13 protein-coding genes and 1 tRNA gene are annotated in these 17,278 nt (G+C 45.6%); 3 read left to right on the top strand and 11 right to left on the bottom strand.

Annotated elements, in window-relative coordinates:
• Positions 1–31: 31 nt before the first annotated feature.
• Positions 32–1,291: a transcription termination factor Rho gene (rho, locus tag QJR74_RS01095; RefSeq protein WP_304372795.1), complete on the bottom strand. Its 1,260-nt coding sequence runs from the start codon at positions 1,289–1,291 to the stop codon at positions 32–34.
• A gap of 329 nt (positions 1,292–1,620) precedes the next feature.
• Positions 1,621–1,953: a thioredoxin TrxA gene (gene trxA, locus QJR74_RS01090; RefSeq protein WP_304372794.1), complete on the bottom strand. Its 333-nt coding sequence runs from the start codon at positions 1,951–1,953 to the stop codon at positions 1,621–1,623.
• A gap of 116 nt (positions 1,954–2,069) precedes the next feature.
• On the opposite strand from trxA, the gene rhlB reads away from it, so the two are divergent.
• Positions 2,070–3,365, top strand: a complete 1,296-nt coding sequence (gene rhlB, locus QJR74_RS01085; protein ID WP_304372793.1) for an ATP-dependent RNA helicase RhlB — start codon at positions 2,070–2,072, stop codon at positions 3,363–3,365.
• Positions 3,366–3,370: 5 nt separating this feature from the next.
• A complete protein-coding gene (gene gppA / locus QJR74_RS01080; RefSeq protein WP_304372792.1) occupies positions 3,371–4,858 on the top strand; it encodes a guanosine-5'-triphosphate,3'-diphosphate diphosphatase in 1,488 nt (495 codons plus the stop codon).
• Here the strand turns inward: gppA and rep are convergent.
• On the bottom strand, positions 4,855–6,876 hold the full coding sequence (rep, locus tag QJR74_RS01075; RefSeq protein WP_304372791.1) for a DNA helicase Rep: 2,022 nt from the start codon (positions 6,874–6,876) through the stop codon (positions 4,855–4,857). The genes gppA and rep overlap by 4 nt on opposite strands.
• 81 nt (positions 6,877–6,957) lie before the next feature.
• Here rep and ppiC point away from each other — a divergent pair, with 81 nt between their 5' ends.
• Positions 6,958–7,239, top strand: a complete 282-nt coding sequence (gene ppiC, locus QJR74_RS01070) for a peptidylprolyl isomerase PpiC (RefSeq protein WP_304372790.1) — start codon at positions 6,958–6,960, stop codon at positions 7,237–7,239.
• Here ppiC and QJR74_RS01065 read toward each other — a convergent pair.
• The 8 genes from QJR74_RS01065 to QJR74_RS01030 form a co-directional block, all read right to left on the bottom strand.
• On the bottom strand, positions 7,236–8,813 hold the full coding sequence (locus QJR74_RS01065) for an insulinase family protein (protein ID WP_304372789.1): 1,578 nt from the start codon (positions 8,811–8,813) through the stop codon (positions 7,236–7,238). The two genes, ppiC and QJR74_RS01065, sit on opposite strands and share 4 nt — an antisense overlap.
• Before the next feature lie 108 nt (positions 8,814–8,921).
• On the bottom strand, positions 8,922–10,865 hold the full coding sequence (locus QJR74_RS01060) for an EAL domain-containing protein (RefSeq protein WP_304372788.1): 1,944 nt from the start codon (positions 10,863–10,865) through the stop codon (positions 8,922–8,924).
• 192 nt (positions 10,866–11,057) lie between these two features.
• A complete protein-coding gene (locus QJR74_RS01055; RefSeq protein WP_304372787.1) occupies positions 11,058–12,053 on the bottom strand; it encodes a peptide ABC transporter ATP-binding protein in 996 nt (331 codons plus the stop codon).
• Complete coding sequence (gene dppD, locus QJR74_RS01050; protein WP_304372786.1) at positions 12,043–13,029, bottom strand: dipeptide ABC transporter ATP-binding protein; 987 nt, start codon at positions 13,027–13,029, stop codon at positions 12,043–12,045. The genes QJR74_RS01055 and dppD overlap by 11 nt, the downstream gene beginning before the upstream one ends.
• Before the next feature lie 11 nt (positions 13,030–13,040).
• Positions 13,041–13,943: a dipeptide ABC transporter permease DppC gene (gene dppC / locus QJR74_RS01045; RefSeq protein ID WP_304372785.1), complete on the bottom strand. Its 903-nt coding sequence runs from the start codon at positions 13,941–13,943 to the stop codon at positions 13,041–13,043.
• 9 nt (positions 13,944–13,952) lie between these two features.
• A complete protein-coding gene (gene dppB, locus QJR74_RS01040) occupies positions 13,953–14,972 on the bottom strand; it encodes a dipeptide ABC transporter permease DppB (RefSeq protein ID WP_304372784.1) in 1,020 nt (339 codons plus the stop codon).
• Positions 14,973–15,084: 112 nt separating this feature from the next.
• A complete protein-coding gene (dppA, locus tag QJR74_RS01035; RefSeq protein WP_441007621.1) occupies positions 15,085–16,704 on the bottom strand; it encodes a dipeptide ABC transporter periplasmic-binding protein DppA in 1,620 nt (539 codons plus the stop codon).
• A 432-nt stretch (positions 16,705–17,136) separates the two neighbouring features.
• Positions 17,137–17,213 (bottom strand) — tRNA-Pro (locus QJR74_RS01030).
• Positions 17,214–17,278: the final 65 nt, after the last annotated feature.

Here is a 17,278-nt window from a genome sequence, read left to right as displayed (position 1 = left end):
TGAGCTTAACGCGCGGTTATGCTTCTCAGAATTAGGAACGTTTCATCATATCGAAGAATTCGTCGTTGGTTTTGGTCATCGCCAACTTATTAATGAGGAATTCCATCGCATCAATTTCACCCATTGGATGAATAATTTTACGCAGGATCCACATTTTTTGCAGTTCTTCAGAAGAGGTCAGTAACTCTTCTTTACGTGTACCTGAACGATTATAATCGATCGCAGGGAATACGCGCTTCTCAGCGATTTTACGTGAGAGATGCAATTCCATGTTGCCGGTACCTTTGAACTCTTCGTAGATCACTTCATCCATTTTCGAGCCTGTATCGACTAAGGCAGTAGCGATAATGGTTAAGCTACCGCCTTCTTCGACATTACGTGCAGCACCAAAGAAGCGCTTAGGACGGTGTAATGCATTGGCATCAACCCCGCCTGTCAGAACTTTACCTGAGGCCGGAACAACGGTGTTGTAAGCACGTGCTAAACGGGTGATGGAATCAAGCAAGATGATGACGTCTTTTTTATGCTCGACTAAACGTTTAGCTTTCTCAATCACCATTTCAGCAACCTGAACGTGGCGAGAGGCTGGTTCATCAAAGGTCGAAGCGATCACTTCACCTTTAACCAAACGTTGCATTTCGGTGACTTCTTCAGGACGCTCATCGATGAGCAGCACCATTAAGACACAGTCAGGATGGTTATAGGCAATACTTTGCGCGATGTTTTGTAACAGCATCGTTTTACCCGCTTTAGGCGGTGCAACGATTAGTCCGCGTTGCCCACGCCCAATGGGTGAAGCAAGGTCTAAAACACGTGCAGTTAAGTCTTCAGTCGAACCATTTCCCCGCTCCATGCGTAAACGGTTATTAGCATGCAGTGGCGTAAGGTTTTCAAATAAGATTTTATTACGGGCGTTCTCAGGCTTGTCGAAGTTAACTTCGTTGACTTTTAACAGGGCAAAATAGCGCTCACCTTCTTTTGGTGGACGGATTTTACCGGCGATGGTGTCACCTGTTCTTAAGTTGAAGCGTCGAATTTGGCTTGGAGAAACGTAGATATCATCGGGACCGGCGAGGTAGGAACTGTCTGCAGAGCGGAGGAAACCAAATCCATCCTGCAGTATCTCCAGCACACCATCACCGAAGATGTCTTCGCCACTTTTCGCATGCTGTTTCAAGATTGCGAAAATAATATCTTGTTTGCGCATGCGCGCGAGGTTTTCTAACCCCATATTTTCACCCAGTGAAATTAATTCAGACACTGGAGTATTTTTTAATTCGGTAAGATTCATAGTGATGGGTTCTTGACTTGGGGTACTTCTTGGAATGTTAGTCATGAGTGGTCGGAAACGTCCCACGCCTGTTATAGATAATATCGTTTAGGTATCAGCCCTAATCATTCATAGGAAGAAATGAGGCTGCGTAATTTATTAATTAAAGTGGAGATTCCACTGATGTTACCAAACCTGTTAATTCATCGGTGATGGACAACAAATTTGATGAGAAATCTAGATTCTGACTACAGGTAAGATCGTAATGCAGTGGTTATAACTTAGCATGCCACTCAAGAGACGTCCAGTGATAGCGCAAAAATAAACCATCACTGGCATCTCGAAGAGTATTAAGCGAGATTAGCGTTTAAAAACTCTTTTAATTGGCCTTTAGAGAGTGCGCCAACTTTCGTCGCCACGACTTCACCCGCTTTGAAAAGCAGTAAAGTAGGGATACCACGAATACCATATTTCGGTGCTGTCTCTGGGTTATCGTCAATGTTAAGTTTGGCGATAGTCAGTTTGCCTTCGTATTCTTCCGCGATTTCATCAAGGATCGGGGCAATCATTTTACAAGGGCCACACCACTCTGCCCAGAAATCGACCAGAGTAACGCCTTCAGCTTTAAGTACATCAGTATCAAAGCTACTGTCGGTCAGGTGAACAATTTTTTCGCTGCTCATAGTTGGCTCCACAAATTTATGCCTGGTGATTCGGCTTCTGTTAAATCAATATAGTTAACTTTATTTCAACTTATACGCTTTCGTAAAGCGCCAATAAGCTGATATTCTACCACACTATGAGCAAAACACACTTAACAGAAAAGAAGTTTTCCGACTTCGCCCTGCACCCTACGGTGATTAAAGCCCTTGATACCAAAGGCTTTACGCAATGTACGCCTATTCAGGCCTTAACATTGCCTTATGCTCTTGCTGGGCATGACATCGCAGGTCAGGCGCAAACCGGTACTGGGAAAACGATGGCGTTCTTAACGTCAACGTTTCATTATCTCTTATCTCGACCTGCTGCCGAAGGGCGTCAAGTCAACCAACCTCGCGCCTTGATCATGGCCCCTACGCGTGAATTAGCGGTACAAATTCACGCTGACGCAGAGCCATTAGCGCAGGAAACAGGCTTAAAAATCGGTCTCGCTTATGGTGGCGATGGCTACGATAAACAATTGAAAGTACTTGCCCAAGGCGTAGATATCCTTATCGGTACCACGGGTCGTATCATCGATTATGTTAAGCAAAACCACGTCGATCTCGGCGCGTTACAAGTTCTAGTCTTAGATGAAGCGGATCGGATGTTTGACCTAGGCTTTATCAAAGATATTCGTTGGCTGATTCGTAAAATGCCGCCCGCAACTGAACGCTTAAGTATGCTGTTCTCTGCGACACTGTCTTACCGCGTTCGCGAATTAGCCTTCGAACATATGAATAATGCGGAATATGTGGAAGTTGAGCCGGAACAAAAAACAGGACATCGCATAAAAGAAGAGCTGTTCTACCCTTCTAACGAAGAAAAAATGCGTCTATTACAGACTCTGATTGAAGAAGAGTGGCCTGATCGTACGGTAATCTTTGCTAACACTAAATATCGCTGCGAAGATATTTGGGGTCATTTGGTCGCTGATGGTCACCGCGTTGGATTACTCACTGGCGATGTTCCACAGAAGAAACGTCTGCGTATTTTAGAAGACTTTACTCAGGGAAATATCGATATTCTGGTGGCGACCGATGTTGCCGCACGGGGTTTACATATTCCAGAAGTAACCCACGTCTTTAACTACGACTTACCGGATGACCGTGAAGATTATGTGCATCGTATTGGCCGTACTGGGCGTGCGGGGGCAAGTGGACACTCTATCAGCTTAGCGTGTGAAGAGTACTCACTTAATCTGCCGGGTATCGAAGAGTACATCGACCACAGTATCCCTGTAAGCAAATATAATAGTGATGCATTACTCACCGACTTACCGGCGCCAAAACGTTTCCCACGTCCACGTTCGCAAAATAACCAGCGTCGTGGAAATAATAATAATCGTCGTGGTAATCAGCCACGTAACAATAACCGTAACAAACGTACAGGTTAATCACCATGCGAAGCGCATCATCACTCCATGCTGCCATTGATTTGGGTTCAAACAGTTTCCATCTGTTGGTGGTGCGCGAGATTTCAGGGTCGTTACAGACAGTAGCTCGGATAAAACGTAAGGTTCGGTTAGCAGCAGGGTTAAATGCGGATAATCAGCTCTCTGAAGAGGCAATGCAACGAGGCCTCAACTGCTTAGCACTTTTCGCTGAGCAACTGGAGCATATTCCCTTAACGCAAATTCGTGCGGTGGCAACCGCGACACTGCGTATTGCCACCAATGCCGAGACTTTTCTGAACCGAGCTCACGAAGTGTTAGGGCTCCCTATCGACGTGATTTCGGGTGAAGAAGAGGCCAAACTGATTTATCAAGGTGTTGCACAAACCACCAGTGGTTCAGATCAACGTTTGGTTGTGGATATTGGTGGAGGTAGCACAGAGCTAGTCACCGGTTTAGGTACCGAGGCGACCGCACTGTTCAGCTTATCCATGGGCTGCGTGACCTGGTTAGAACGTTATTTTACCGATCGCTATCTTACACGGGAAAACTTTGATCGAGCAGAAGCTGCCGCACGGGCTGAAATCAGTAAAGTAAAACAGACTCTACTGGCAAAAGGCTGGCAGATTTGCGTAGGAGCTTCCGGCACGGTACAAGCCTTACAAGAGATTATGGTTGCCCAGGGGATGGATGAGCAAATCACGCTCGCTAAACTCGAACAACTCAAGCAGCGTGCCATCCAATGCGGCAAACTCGAAGAGTTAGAAATTCAAGGGTTAACCCTTGAACGTGCGCTCGTTTTTCCTAGCGGATTATCGATTTTACTCGCTATTTTCCACGAACTCTCCATCACACGCATGAGCCTAGCGGGGGGAGCATTACGCGAAGGGCTTATCTACGGCATGATCACTCTTCCAGTGGATAAGGATATTCGTAAACGGACATTGGAATCAACTCAACAACGTTTTGCTGTCGATCTTGAGCAAGCTGAACGGGTCAAAGCAGTCTGCTCGCTACTCGTCAAACAAGTCCATGAAAGTTGGGCCTTGAGTGATTATTGCCAACAATTGTTACTTAGCGCAGCAGCCTTACATGAATTAGGGCTTGCGATTAATTATCGCCATGGTGCTGAAAATAGCGCCTATCTGATTAGACAACTTGAATTGCCAGGATTCACCCCAGCACAAAAACAGTTGGTCGCCGCGATTGTATTAAACCAGAAAGGTAATATCGATCTGCCGAGCTTAAGCCAACAGAGCGCACTTCCTTTAAAACAAGCCGAACAACTCTGCAGGCTACTGCGTGTGGCCGTTATTCTTTGTAGCACGCGGTCGCCAAGTGAAGCTGCCTGCTTCCGCCTATCCGCGATAGGAGAGCGCTTAGCGTTACAGATTGATAAGCACTGGGCTAGCCATCATCCTTATCGTTTAGAGTTGCTTGAGCAGGAAGAACATTTACAAAGTTATGTCCACTGGGAATTTATTCTGACTCACTAAGACGATTTGGACCGATTTAGCATATCTCTGAGCCCTGCGACGCGGCTTTGACTGTTCACCATCCTTTGCTCGCTAGTCATCACTTTTTTCTGCTCCTCATACTGCAAATCATCTTGGGGCAGTTCCAATAAAAAACGGCTCGGTTCAGGGCGATTAATCTCACCATACTGCCGACGTTCGCGGCAGAGGGTAAAGGTGAGCTCTTTCTGAGCACGGGTGATCCCCACATAAGCTAACCGGCGCTCTTCTTCGATATTATTCTCATCAATACTACTTTGGTGTGGTAGTAATCCTTCTTCCATCCCTACCAAATAGACATAAGGGAACTCTAAGCCTTTAGAGGCATGCAATGTCATTAACTGAACTTGGTCAAGCTCTTCCTCACTTTCGCCTCGTTCCATCATGTCACGTAGCGTGAAACGCGTAACAACTTGGGTCAACGTCATAGGTTCGTCTAATTCAGAACCTGAAAGCATCTCCGTCATCCACTGAAAGAGAGTATTCACGTTCTTCATTCGCATTTCAGCCGCTTTGGTGCTGGCTGAGCTTTCGTATAACCAACTCTCGTAATCGATACCCCGAATTAAATCCCGGACCGCATCGATGGGTTCACGCTCGCTTAGGGTAATCAGCGAGGCAAACCATTCGGTGAAGCCTTGTAGGCTTTTCAGCCCTCGTCCAGAAAGCGTCTCCGCTAACCCGAGATCAAAACTGGCTCGGAACAAACTCTTATTACGTAGATTCGCCCATTCGCCTAATTTCTGTAACGTCGCTGAGCCAATTTCACGGCGTGGCGTATTTACAATACGTAAGAAGGCACTATCGTCATCGACGTTAGTCATGAGCCGTAAGTAAGATAGGATATCTTTGATTTCTGGTCGCGAGAAAAAGGAGTTACCCCCCGAAATCCGATAAGGAATACGGTTCTGCATCAATAGCTTTTCGAAAACACGCGATTGATGGTTGCCACGATATAAGATCGCATAGTCTCGGTAAGCCGTCTTATTGATAAAATGATGCGCGATTAATTCTCCAGCAACACGCTCGGCTTCGTGATCCTCATTATTAGTGTGGATCACTTTTAAACTATCACCCTCTCCTAACTGAGAGAAAAGCCGTTTTTCGAAGACGTGAGGATTGTTAGCAATCAGTATGTTTGCGGCACGTAAAATGCGTTGCGACGAACGATAATTTTGCTCAAGTTTAATCACTTCTAATTGCGGGAAGTCTTCTTTAAGTAAAACGAGGTTTTGCGGTCTCGCTCCCCGCCAAGAATAGATAGATTGGTCGTCATCACCGACCACGGTGAAGCGCGCTCTCGCACCGACTAATAATTTTACCAATTGATATTGGCTGGTATTCGTATCTTGATATTCATCGACGAGCAAATAACGTATGCGCTGCTGCCAGCGTTCACGGACTTCAGCGTTATCTCGCAGCAGAAGTGTAGGTTTTAAAATAAGGTCATCAAAATCCAGTACGTTACAGGCACGTAGATGTTGCTCATACAACTGATAACATTTAGCGAAGATTTGGTCACGCTCGGATCTTGCTAATCCCATCGCTTGCTCTGGACCTATCAGGTCATTTTTCCAATTTGAGATGGTCGAGGTTAATTGTTGTAACAGGTCTTTGTCTTCCTGTAACCAAGGCTGAGTCAGCTCTTTCAATAAGGCGAGCTGGTCCTGATCATCAAACAGTGAAAAGTTAGCCTTCATCCCTAATGCCGCGACTTCACGCTTAATTATCTCTAATCCCAAGGTATGGAAGGTCGAAATTTGTAGCCCACGCGCCTCTTTACGGCCTAAGGTCTGCGCAACACGCTCTTTCATCTCACGTGCGGCTTTATTGGTAAAAGTCACTGCCGCAATATGCCGCGCTTGGTAACCACTTTGTCTAATCAACCAAGCAATTTTATTAGTGATCACGCGTGTTTTACCGGAGCCTGCACCGGCTAGAACTAAACAAGGGCCGGTGACCGCTTCTACCGCGTGCTGCTGGCTAGGATTAAGACGCATAAAAAAATCGCTCAGTGAACTGTGAAGAAAGTGATATATAAGGCAGCAAGTATACACTCACGACGCTTAGGAAAAAATGTTATGGCGAAAACAGCAGCGGCCTTGCACATCTTAGTTAAACAGAAAGCTCAAGCCGAAAAGTTATTAGCGGACTTACAACAAGGCGCTCATTTTCAAACCTTGGCAAAGAAATACTCTACCTGCCCTTCAGGCAAACAGGGCGGCGATCTTGGCGAGTTTAGACGCGGGCAGATGGTACCAGCCTTTGATAAGGCAGCCTTTAGCTGTCCGCTGTTAACGCCTTACGGACCCGTAAAGACTGCCTTTGGGTATCACATCATTAAGGTATTATGGCGCAATTAATGGCCCTCTGAAGAGGCTGCATCAGCAGTCTCGCTTGCGCCCTCTTCACCTTCGGTAACCAAATCATTATATTGCGCTTGTAACTGCTCAACGCTCGGGCCTGAAGTGTTTTCCGGATGCAGTAAAACAAAGCTTGCAGGTTGAGAAAGCTGCTGGCGCAATTCATGGTTTACCGCGTCAAGCGTCAGATTTGCTAAAAACTCTTGGCGAAGCTTTTGATATTGTTCAGGCGCTATATCAACCATGCCATTTTGCTGAGAACGTAATCGTTGCATCATTAACATATCGGTAGGAGTACGCGCATAGGTGGCAAATAAACCACTTAGCTCAGTTGTTTGTTTCGTCAGTAATTGATCAAATTCACTTTGCGTTAATCCTTGATCTCGTAATCGAACAATCTCATTACCCACTACCGCCAACTGTTTGGTTAATGCTTCACCTTCCGCATCGATTTTCAAACCACATTGCGCACGGGAAAATAGCACTTGGCATTGTAGGTCAACTGGCTCCAGCGCAGTTTGCTTTGATTCGGTTACTGATTGCAGATGCCAATACAGCGCTTCTCTGGTTAAATCTGAAAGCCAGTAGTGCTCTAGACTTTGCGAATCCTGAATCGGTAGCCACATCGTATCCCAATTCATTACCAGCCGTGGAGTATGTAAAGAATTATCAACCATACTCGTCGGTTGGGTTGATAACGGGGAAAGTACCGGTACGGGTGTCGGTAATTTACGCTTCCCTTTTAATGCACTAAAGGTTTTAGTGATCTGCTCAACAATCGCGCGGTTCTCTAGGTTACCCACAACATATAAAGTCATAGCATCTGGGGTATACCATTGGTGATAGTACTGTGCGAGAGGCTGTGAATTAGTGATGGCACTAGGTTGCTCACTGGGATCGTGGGTCAAGAGAGCCGAATTCTGTAAACGATAACGCCACAGTTGATCTTGAGTATTATCTGGCCAGGTTGCAGTGGGGTCAGTTGCGGCTAATGCTGTCGCAACCGTTGTCGGCGTAACTTGCATAGTGCCAGCCGTAGCCGCTAGCCACTCTAAGGCTGACTTGATCAGGTCTGGGCGATTAACGGGTAAGCTAAGATTATATTGAGTGTAGTCATAAGACGTAATGACCGGCGGTAAGGCACCAGACTTTGACATATCAGCATGCCAAAGCGTCCGTTGCTGCTCAGGGGTTAAGGCAAGATTATGTACCATCGCTAAGCGGGCGATAAGGTGGCTAAAACCTTTCTGATTCGGGCCTTCATTTAACGAACCTGTCTTAATAACAAGTCGTAATTCAACACGATCGGAAGGACGCTGAGGGGTAGTCAGTACTTGCCAACCAAAACCATTACTCAACTGACCTTGTTGCCAAGCCGGATCAGGATGTAAAGATTCTGCTTTGACCGTTAGGCTGAATGCTGATAAAAGCACTCCGCTAACCCAAAGCAGTGATTTAATGCCCGGCATGAGGACCTCTGAGAGTAGTAGTAAATTAGGAAAAGTTAATCTTAAGACCACAATAGTCGCCAAATATTCGATGGCGAATAGAGAATAATGTGGTTCTTTTGCCATTATCCTAATCTCAGCTCTCAGGGCAAGTCTCAGGCACCGCTATAAACATCTTTTAACGAAAAAACTGGGTAAGCGGATAAAAAAACGTCTAAAACGAAAAACCACCTATCAAGATAGCCAACGCTCAATAAACTCATCCTCAGGAATTGCCGGTGAATAAAGATATCCTTGGGCAATACGAATGCCTCGCTCAAGCAACCAATCCCGCTGAACTTCCGTTTCCACACCTTCAGCAACCACGTCAACATTGATAATGTTCGATATTGCCGCAATAACCCGCACCATTTTATCGTCAACCGGAAGTTCTGAGACAAAACTGCGATCAAGCTTAATTCTGCGTACCGGTAAGGAACGGAACTGATGCAGATAATGAAGATTTGAGTACCCCATCCCAAAGTCATCGAGCACCATCGAGACGCCCGCTTGCTCAATAGGACGAAGTACCTTCATTACCCAGGCAGTGTTGGTAATTTGTGCCGTTTCGGTGAGTTCCAGCACCAAAGTACCTGGTCGGATATGGTAATCGGTCAGCAACTGCTTTAAAAACTCAACCGTTGAGCTATCGCGTAACTGTGCAGCAGACAGGTTGACACTCAGCGGAAGATTAATCCCTTTCTCTTGCCAACTCGCCAACATGCGACAAGCTTCTTCGAAAACCCAGCGCCCGATCTCCGGCATCACCCCTATCTCTTCGGCTGTGGTAATAAAATTCTCGGGTAGCGAATAACGACCATCATCGCGACAAACCCGTAGTAACGCTTCAGCACCGCTTATTTTACCTGTCTTCATATCAATTTGCGGTTGGAGAAACAGGGCGTATTGTTTCTGCTGGATCCCTTTTAGGATTTCTTTAATTTGAACCAAACGTCGATGGGATATCTCAGTCATTTCTTGATCGAAAAAGAGTGCTTGATTCGAACCTTTCGCTACCGCACTTTGCATCGCTGCTAACCCAGATTCCAGAAGGGATTCAGCACTCATCTTATCTGGGGATGAGTAGGCAATGCCGATATGTACTTGTGCTTGTAAATAGAGGTTATCGATATGAAAAGGCTCGACTAAGGCTGCAATATAAGCCTCCGCATATCCCATCAATGCTAAGGGTGCAGGCGCATACTTGAAAAAGAGAATGAATTGATTATCCGCGAGTTGCCCGACCACAATATCCTCATTGACCAGTTCGCTGATTTTCTTTGCGAAAAGTCGCTTTACTTCACGCTGATTTTCGGAGTTAAGAAGACCATCTAGCGGGGCAACTTTGACAGCCATTAACGCTACGTGGCTCGATTGGGAAACCATATGTTGTTGCATCAACCCCAGCAGCAGCGCCTGAGTGGGTAACTGGGTTAATGCATCATGTGTTTTCGCTTGTTCAAGTTGCTCATAAATAGTTCCGCTCATTCGCTGCCGGTGATTAATACCCCGGACTAACACACCAATTTCGTCTCCTCGATGCCCTGCTGGAAGGGGCACTTCCACATCTACCCCGCAATAAGGCAGACTCTGCAAAGAACGTGCAACATGGCGTAGCGGATAGACCACTAAACGATTAATAAACCAACTGATTGCTATGGAGAGCACTAATGCCAACAATAGATAGGTGACAACCATCGTTCCTATCGTAGAGCGTATAAATTGATAAACGCGGGTTGAGTCAGCTTCCAGCACTAAATAGGCTAAAGGCTTAGGTATACTGGTATGTTCTGGCGAGTAGAGTGGTAAGGATATAATAACGGGTAAATTAAATAACCGTGCGATGACGACCGGTACGCTATCGTAATCCGTAAAATCGACTTGTAACGCTTGAAAACCATCTGGCAGCGTAATTTCTGCTTTACCCAACACCCCGGCCGGTTTAAGTGAATTCAATAAACGCTGGGCATCCTCGATATTTCCACGTAAGACCGCATCCGACAAAGGTTGGCGAATGGTATGTGCAATATTTTCCATTTGTTGTGCATATTCAATACGACGCTGGCCAACGAAATGAAATAGCTGAATGATAATAAATATACAGACAACCACCACAACCACAGAAGAAACTGTCGCCATTTGTTTGATTGTTAGTGAGCGGTGCACGCGCAATGGAGAGCCATCCTTTTCAAATTGCAGAAACTTTTCAATAACCAGTATATCTCAGCCTTTTACCTTAATTATCAGGAATTATCCATTAATCTGGCTATTTTGCTTAAATATTTTTAAATTATTAATAGTCACTCAGCATCCTTGCTTTATGACACATCCTTATATGATAGTTTCACCTTGCTCCACGTAAAAACATGCCACTTGTTGACCGTCGTAGGACTTGAGGGGCGGCGATTTTTCCTCGCATTGCTGCATTCTATGGCGACAGCGCGCAGCAAAAGCACAGCCAGCAGGGGGGTTCAAGGGACTGGGTAACTCACCCGTTAACTTAATGCGCTCTCGTTGACTCTCTCTGTTTAAACGTGGCGTAGCTGAAAGTAAGGCCTGGGTGTAGGGATGCTTCGGCTGAGTAAAAATTGACTGTTTCGTCCCTTTTTCAACACAACGCCCCAAGTACATTACCATGACCTCATCCGCAATATGTTCAACAACAGAGAGATCGTGAGAGATAAATATATAAGATAATCCCAGTTCCTGTTGGAGCTCCATCATTAGGTTAAGCACTTGGGCTCTAACCGAAACATCTAATGCGGAGACAGGTTCATCGGCAATAAGGACTTCAGGATTCAACATCAAACCACGAGCAATCGCAATACGTTGCCGTTGCCCACCCGAAAACATATGCGGATAACGATCATAATGTTCCGCTTTAAGTCCGACCTTACTCATGATTGCCAGAACTTTTTCACGTCGCTGTGCTTTGTTCAGATCGGTATTGATCAGTAAAGGTTCTTCCAGAATTTGACTTATTTTCTTACGCGGATTGAGCGAGGCATAAGGGTTCTGGAAAATGATCTGAATTTTTTTTCGGCGCAAGGCTTCTGCCTGTCGGTCCGCTTCAAGGAGATTCTGGCCATTCCAGTAAAGCTCGCCTGATGTCGGCGTCTCGATCATTGTCAGTAAACGTCCTAGCGTGGACTTACCACAGCCTGACTCACCTACCACTGCTAATGTTTGGCCACGAGCAAGTGTGAAGGTTATACCATCCAATGCTTTTACCTTTGCAGGTTTGCCCCATAGGCTTTTTTTAACCGAATAATGTTTTTTTAGACCTCTCGCATCAATTAGCCAGGGCTGTTCAACGTTATGCGTCATAGCTTGGTCTCCCTGACGTATTCAATGGGTAATAGCATTTGACTTGCCGACCTTCGAACTCATCTATCTCTGGCTCTTTAGCTCGACACGTGTCGGTGACATAGGGGCAGCGTGGACTTAATAAACAGCCCTCCGGCCGATCATATTTTCCGGGTACAACCCCCGGTAATGATGCCAGCTTCGCTTTATCCGTTGAGAATTCAGGTAAAGCGTTAAGAAGAGCTTGAGTATAAGGGTGGCGCGGGGTCGTGAATATTTCTGCGGCACGGCCTACTTCTACAACTTGGCCAGCATACATAACAATGATCTGATCGGCCGATTGCGCGACCAATGCTAAATCATGAGTAATGAGAATTAACGCCATATTCTCTTGCTGTTGCAGCGCAAGCAGCAGTTCAATAATTTGCGCTTGTATGGTGACATCGAGTGCTGTGGTGGGTTCATCGGCAATCAGTAGTTTGGGCTTACACGCGATAGCCATTGCTATCATGATTCGCTGGCTCATCCCTCCAGAAAGCTGATGGGGGTAAACATTCAGCCGTGAAGCAGGATCAGGAATCCCTACCCTTTCAAGGAGAGTTATAGCTTGCTGTCGCCTTGCACGACGACTACCACCTTGGTGGGCTTTAATCGCTTCCATGATTTGATAGCCGACGGTGAAACAGGGGTTTAAGCTGGTCATCGGATCTTGAAAGATCATTGCAATATCAGACCCAACAATTTTACGGCGCTGCTTTGCTGAGATTTTTAGCAAATCATTGTCGCTAAAATGGAGATCTTCAGCGATAACGTTACCTGGAAAATCAATCAACCCCATGATGGCCAGAGAACTTACCGATTTACCGGATCCCGACTCCCCAACAATTCCAACGACCTGTCCTGCGTCGATTTTATAACTAATACCGTCTACGGCTTTGAAAGGTGAAGCAGGATCGCCAAACTGCACCGATAGCTTATTTACGTTTAATAATGCCATGTCGATGCCTCTTATTGTTTAAGTTTTGGATCAAGCGCGTCGCGCAAACCATCACCGACCAAGTTAAAGGCAAGGACGGTAAGCAGGATGACAAGACCTGGGAAAGTCACAACCCACCAAGCGCTGGCAGCGTATTGCAAGACATCGGAAAGCATCGTCCCCCACTCTGGGGTAGGCGGTTGAGCCCCCATCCCTAAGAAACCTAATGCAGCCATGTCTAAAATCGCATTAGAGAATCCTAGTGAAGCTTGAACTATTAGTGGGGCTAAACAGTTGGGGAGAATATTAATAAACATTTGCCGACTAGCACTTGCGCCTGCGACACCTGAAGCAATAACGTAATCCCTCTGTACTTCAACGAGCACCGCTGAACGAGTCAATCGAATGTAGTGTGGTAAGGCTACGAAGGTTAAGGCTAATGAGGCATTCCAAATCGATGGGCCAAAAATGGCTACCAGCACTAATGCCAGTAATAAACTCGGTAACGCCAACATAATATCAACGATACGCATTATTGCCGCATCAATCGCCCCGCCAAAATAACCTGCAATGAGGCCAAATACGACGCCGAAAAAGAGAGAGAGGATAACGACAAGGCAACCGACTAATAGAGATAAACGTGCTCCATACATAAGCCGACTAAGAATGTCACGCCCAACATCATCGGTACCTAGGATAAACTTCCAACTACCTCCTGCTTGCCAAACCGGTGGATGCAAAAGCGCATCACGAAACTGTTCAGCTGGACCATGTGGCGCAAGAATATTGGCAAATATAGCCACCAGAAGCATAATGCCGATAAAAATAGCCCCTACTAGCGCGCCGCGATTTTGGCAAAAATAGAGGCGGAACTCTTGAAGAGGGGTCAGAGGCTGAGTAGGTAAATTCTTATTGTGAGTCTTTTGAATAGACATAGACGCCCCCTATTTCTTATGTCTAATACGGGGATTGATCACCCCATACAAAATATCGACAATAAAATTTACTGCGATAATTAGAATAGCGACCAACAATACTCCCCCTTGCACAACGGGGTAATCTCGACGTTGTAGCGCCTCTATGAGCCAACGGCCCAATCCCGGCCATGAGAAAATGGTCTCAGTGAGAATGGCCCCTGCCAATAACGAGCCAACCTGTAATCCAATGATAGTGATAACGGGTAATAGGGCATTGCGTAAGGCATGGATTAAAATCACGCGTAATGGGGTAAGTCCTTTCGCTCTCGCCGTCCGAATATAATCTTCACCTAATACCTCCAGCATCGCACTACGAGTCATGCGTACAATTACCGCCAGAGGGATGGTCCCTAGTACAATGGCAGGTAGGATGATGTGTTGGATAGCATCTTTAAAATCACCTGGCTCGCCCCACAGTAAGGTATCAATCAACATAAATCCGGTGAGAGGTTTACTGTCATCTAAAAACACCACATCGCTAATACGACCGGAAACGGGGAGAAGATTGAGCTTTACGGAAACAAACATAATTAACATTATTCCCCACCAAAAAATTGGCATGGAATAACCGGCCAAGGAAATACTTACAGCAGTGTGGTCAAAAATGGATCCGCGTTTTACCGCTGCGATGATCCCCACAGGAATACCAACGATTATCGCGAATAACATCGCACAGATGCCTAGCTCTAGCGTTGCTTGAAAACGCGGCACGAACTCATTCCATACTGGCGTACGGCTGCTTAGCGAAATCCCTAAATCACCGTGCACTACCCCCTGAATGTAGTTGAAATATTGTTTCCATATCGGGAGGTCTAGACCAAGTTGATGCATTAATAACGCGTGCCGTTCAGGGGAGATTCCCCTCTCTCCCGCCATGATCATGATCGGATCACCGGGAATAAGGTGTACGAAAGCAAACGTGAGTAAGGTAATACCGATAAAGGTGGGAATTAGCAGACCCAATCGTCGAAATAAAAATTGCAGCATATAAAATCTCGTTCAAATCCCAATCGTAACGTTGGGTTATCGCTCATCTTGCAAAAATAGCCTGTCGTAAAGTCATGCACCTGGTATGAAGTAACCAGGTGCATCATCATAATTATTCTTTTAAATCGACATTTTCGAAGTGATGTTTACCAAGAGGATCAACAAGATAACCAATCACTTTATTACTTACTGGCTCATAAACCGTTGAGTGGGCAATAATCAGTGCGGGAGCTTGGTCATGCATGATGACTTGCGCTTGTTGATAGTAAGCAATACGCTTTTGATGGTCACTTTCTGAGCGAGCCGGCTGAATTTGATCTTCAAAAGGCTTATAACACCAGCGAGAGTAGTTAGACCCATCCTTCGCCGCCGCACAGCTAAATAATGTAGCAAAGAAATTATCTGGGTCACCATTGTCGCCGGTCCAGCCCATCATGACAGTTTGATGCTCGCCGGCCTTGGCTCTCTTAAGGTATTCACCCCATTCATAGGTCACGATATTGGCTTTAACCCCAACTTTAGCCCAGTCGGCTTGGATCATCTCCGCCATACGTCTTGCATTAGGGTTGTAAGGGCGTTGTACTGGCATTGCCCAGAGGTCGATGGTGAATCCTTTTTCCATCCCCGCCGCTTTTAGAAGCGCCTTGGCTTTTTCGGGATCATACCCATAATCTTTGATGGCAGAATTATATCCCCACATCGTTGGCGGGATTAGGTTCTTAGCCGCCTCGCCTGCACCTTGATAAACCGCTTTGATAATTGCTTCTTTGTTGACGGCATAATTCAATGCTTGGCGAACTTGAACATTATCTAGCGGTTTTTTCTCAGTATTAAAGGATAAATATCCAACATTCAATCCAGGCTGCTGTAATAAATTTATCGATTTATTTTGTTTCATACTGGCGAGATCAGCCGGATTAGGGAAAGCCATTACTTGGCACTCGCCCTTTTGTAATTTTGCATAACGTACTGATGCATCAGGTGTGATTGAAAACACTAAGCGATCAATTTTAGGATGAGGTCCCCAATAATTTGGATTCGCTTTATAAAGGATACGAGAGTCTTTTTGATACTGCTGTAAAATAAAAGGCCCAGTACCGACCGGATTGAGGTCTACTTTCTGCGGCGTTCCAGCCTTCAACATCGCATCTGCGTATTCTTTAGATAGAACGGAGGCAAAATCCATTCCTAAATCGGCTAAGAAAGGGGCTTCTGGACGAGTTAATGTGATTTTAACGGTAAGGTCGTCTACCTTCTCGACACTTTTAATTAACTTAGGCATATCCATGCCTTCGAAGTATTCGTAACTTCCCCCCGAAACATTATGGTAGGGATTGTTTTTATCCAGCTGGCGTTCAAACGAAAACACCACATCATCAGCGGTCAGCGTGCGGCTCGGAGTAAAATCCTTCGTCGTTTGCCACTTAACTCCTGGGCGAAGATGGAAGGTATAGGTTTTACCATCTGCACTGACCTCCCAGCGTTCAGCCAATGATGGTTGGATGTCGGTAGTACCGACTTTGAAATCCACTAAACGGTTATAAATGGGAACAGAACTCGCATCATAGGTTGTTCCGCTGGTAAATAATTGGGGGTTAAAGCCTTCAGGTGAAGCTTCTGAGCAGTACACTAAGGTTTTTGCACTGACCCCCCCACTTATTAGTAAAGCACCTGTCAAAATACCTAGTGAGGAAAACTTACGAAGATGAGACTGAGTCTTAATCATTGTCACTCCATGAATTACAAATGTTGTGTGCACAAGTCAGCAAAAGAGTCTGCTTGATGAATTATTTTTATTATTACGCATCGCCAACGAGTGAGATGCTATTCAGCCATGTTGCGGCTGGATAGCCCAATGTGATGAAAGAGAGGGGATAAAGTCAATATTTCTTGTACGGTTAAGCCTAAAGCTTTTGGAAGATGAGAAGTGGATTACGCTTCTAAAGAAAATTGTATAAGTCGTATCAACCTAAACGTTTCTATTTTCCAGATTGCTTATCTAAAAGAAGGGATATTTTCTGGTGTTAAGTTTTTATAACAAAAAATTCTATCGAAGTGATGGGTGTGTGTAGAGATTAGTCTGATATTTTGCCAGCAGGTTAGTATGACGTCTCGAATTTTACGCAAAAAAAAACCTGAACATATTGTTCAGGTTTCTTAAATTTGGTCGGCGAGAGAGGATTCGAACCTCCGACCCACTGGTCCCAAACCAGTTGCGCTACCAAGCTGCGCTACTCGCCGATGGGGGCGCATATTACTGCGCTACCCGCTTAGCGTCAACCGCTTTTTACGTCCCTCGATGGCGA

The organism is Tatumella ptyseos (genome assembly GCF_030552895.1).
GTDB lineage: Bacteria > Pseudomonadota > Gammaproteobacteria > Enterobacterales > Enterobacteriaceae > Rosenbergiella > Rosenbergiella ptyseos_A.
This window is presented reverse-complemented; position numbering and strand designations above follow the sequence as displayed.

What these genes read in the sequence shown, in the direction of transcription:
- rho (WP_304372795.1), bottom strand. Translation starts at nt 1,291, where the DNA reads ATGAATCTTACCGAATTAAAAAATACTCCAGTGTCTGAATTAATTTCA.
- trxA (WP_304372794.1), bottom strand. Translation starts at nt 1,953, where the DNA reads ATGAGCAGCGAAAAAATTGTTCACCTGACCGACAGTAGCTTTGATACT.
- rhlB (WP_304372793.1), top strand. Translation starts at nt 2,070, where the DNA reads ATGAGCAAAACACACTTAACAGAAAAGAAGTTTTCCGACTTCGCCCTG.
- gppA (WP_304372792.1), top strand. Translation starts at nt 3,371, where the DNA reads ATGCGAAGCGCATCATCACTCCATGCTGCCATTGATTTGGGTTCAAAC.
- rep (WP_304372791.1), bottom strand. Translation starts at nt 6,876, where the DNA reads ATGCGTCTTAATCCTAGCCAGCAGCACGCGGTAGAAGCGGTCACCGGC.
- ppiC (WP_304372790.1), top strand. Translation starts at nt 6,958, where the DNA reads ATGGCGAAAACAGCAGCGGCCTTGCACATCTTAGTTAAACAGAAAGCT.
- QJR74_RS01065 (WP_304372789.1), bottom strand. Translation starts at nt 8,813, where the DNA reads ATGGCAAAAGAACCACATTATTCTCTATTCGCCATCGAATATTTGGCG.
- QJR74_RS01060 (WP_304372788.1), bottom strand. Translation starts at nt 10,865, where the DNA reads ATGGCGACAGTTTCTTCTGTGGTTGTGGTGGTTGTCTGTATATTTATT.
- QJR74_RS01055 (WP_304372787.1), bottom strand. Translation starts at nt 12,053, where the DNA reads ATGACGCATAACGTTGAACAGCCCTGGCTAATTGATGCGAGAGGTCTA.
- dppD (WP_304372786.1), bottom strand. Translation starts at nt 13,029, where the DNA reads ATGGCATTATTAAACGTAAATAAGCTATCGGTGCAGTTTGGCGATCCT.
- dppC (WP_304372785.1), bottom strand. Translation starts at nt 13,943, where the DNA reads ATGTCTATTCAAAAGACTCACAATAAGAATTTACCTACTCAGCCTCTG.
- dppB (WP_304372784.1), bottom strand. Translation starts at nt 14,972, where the DNA reads ATGCTGCAATTTTTATTTCGACGATTGGGTCTGCTAATTCCCACCTTT.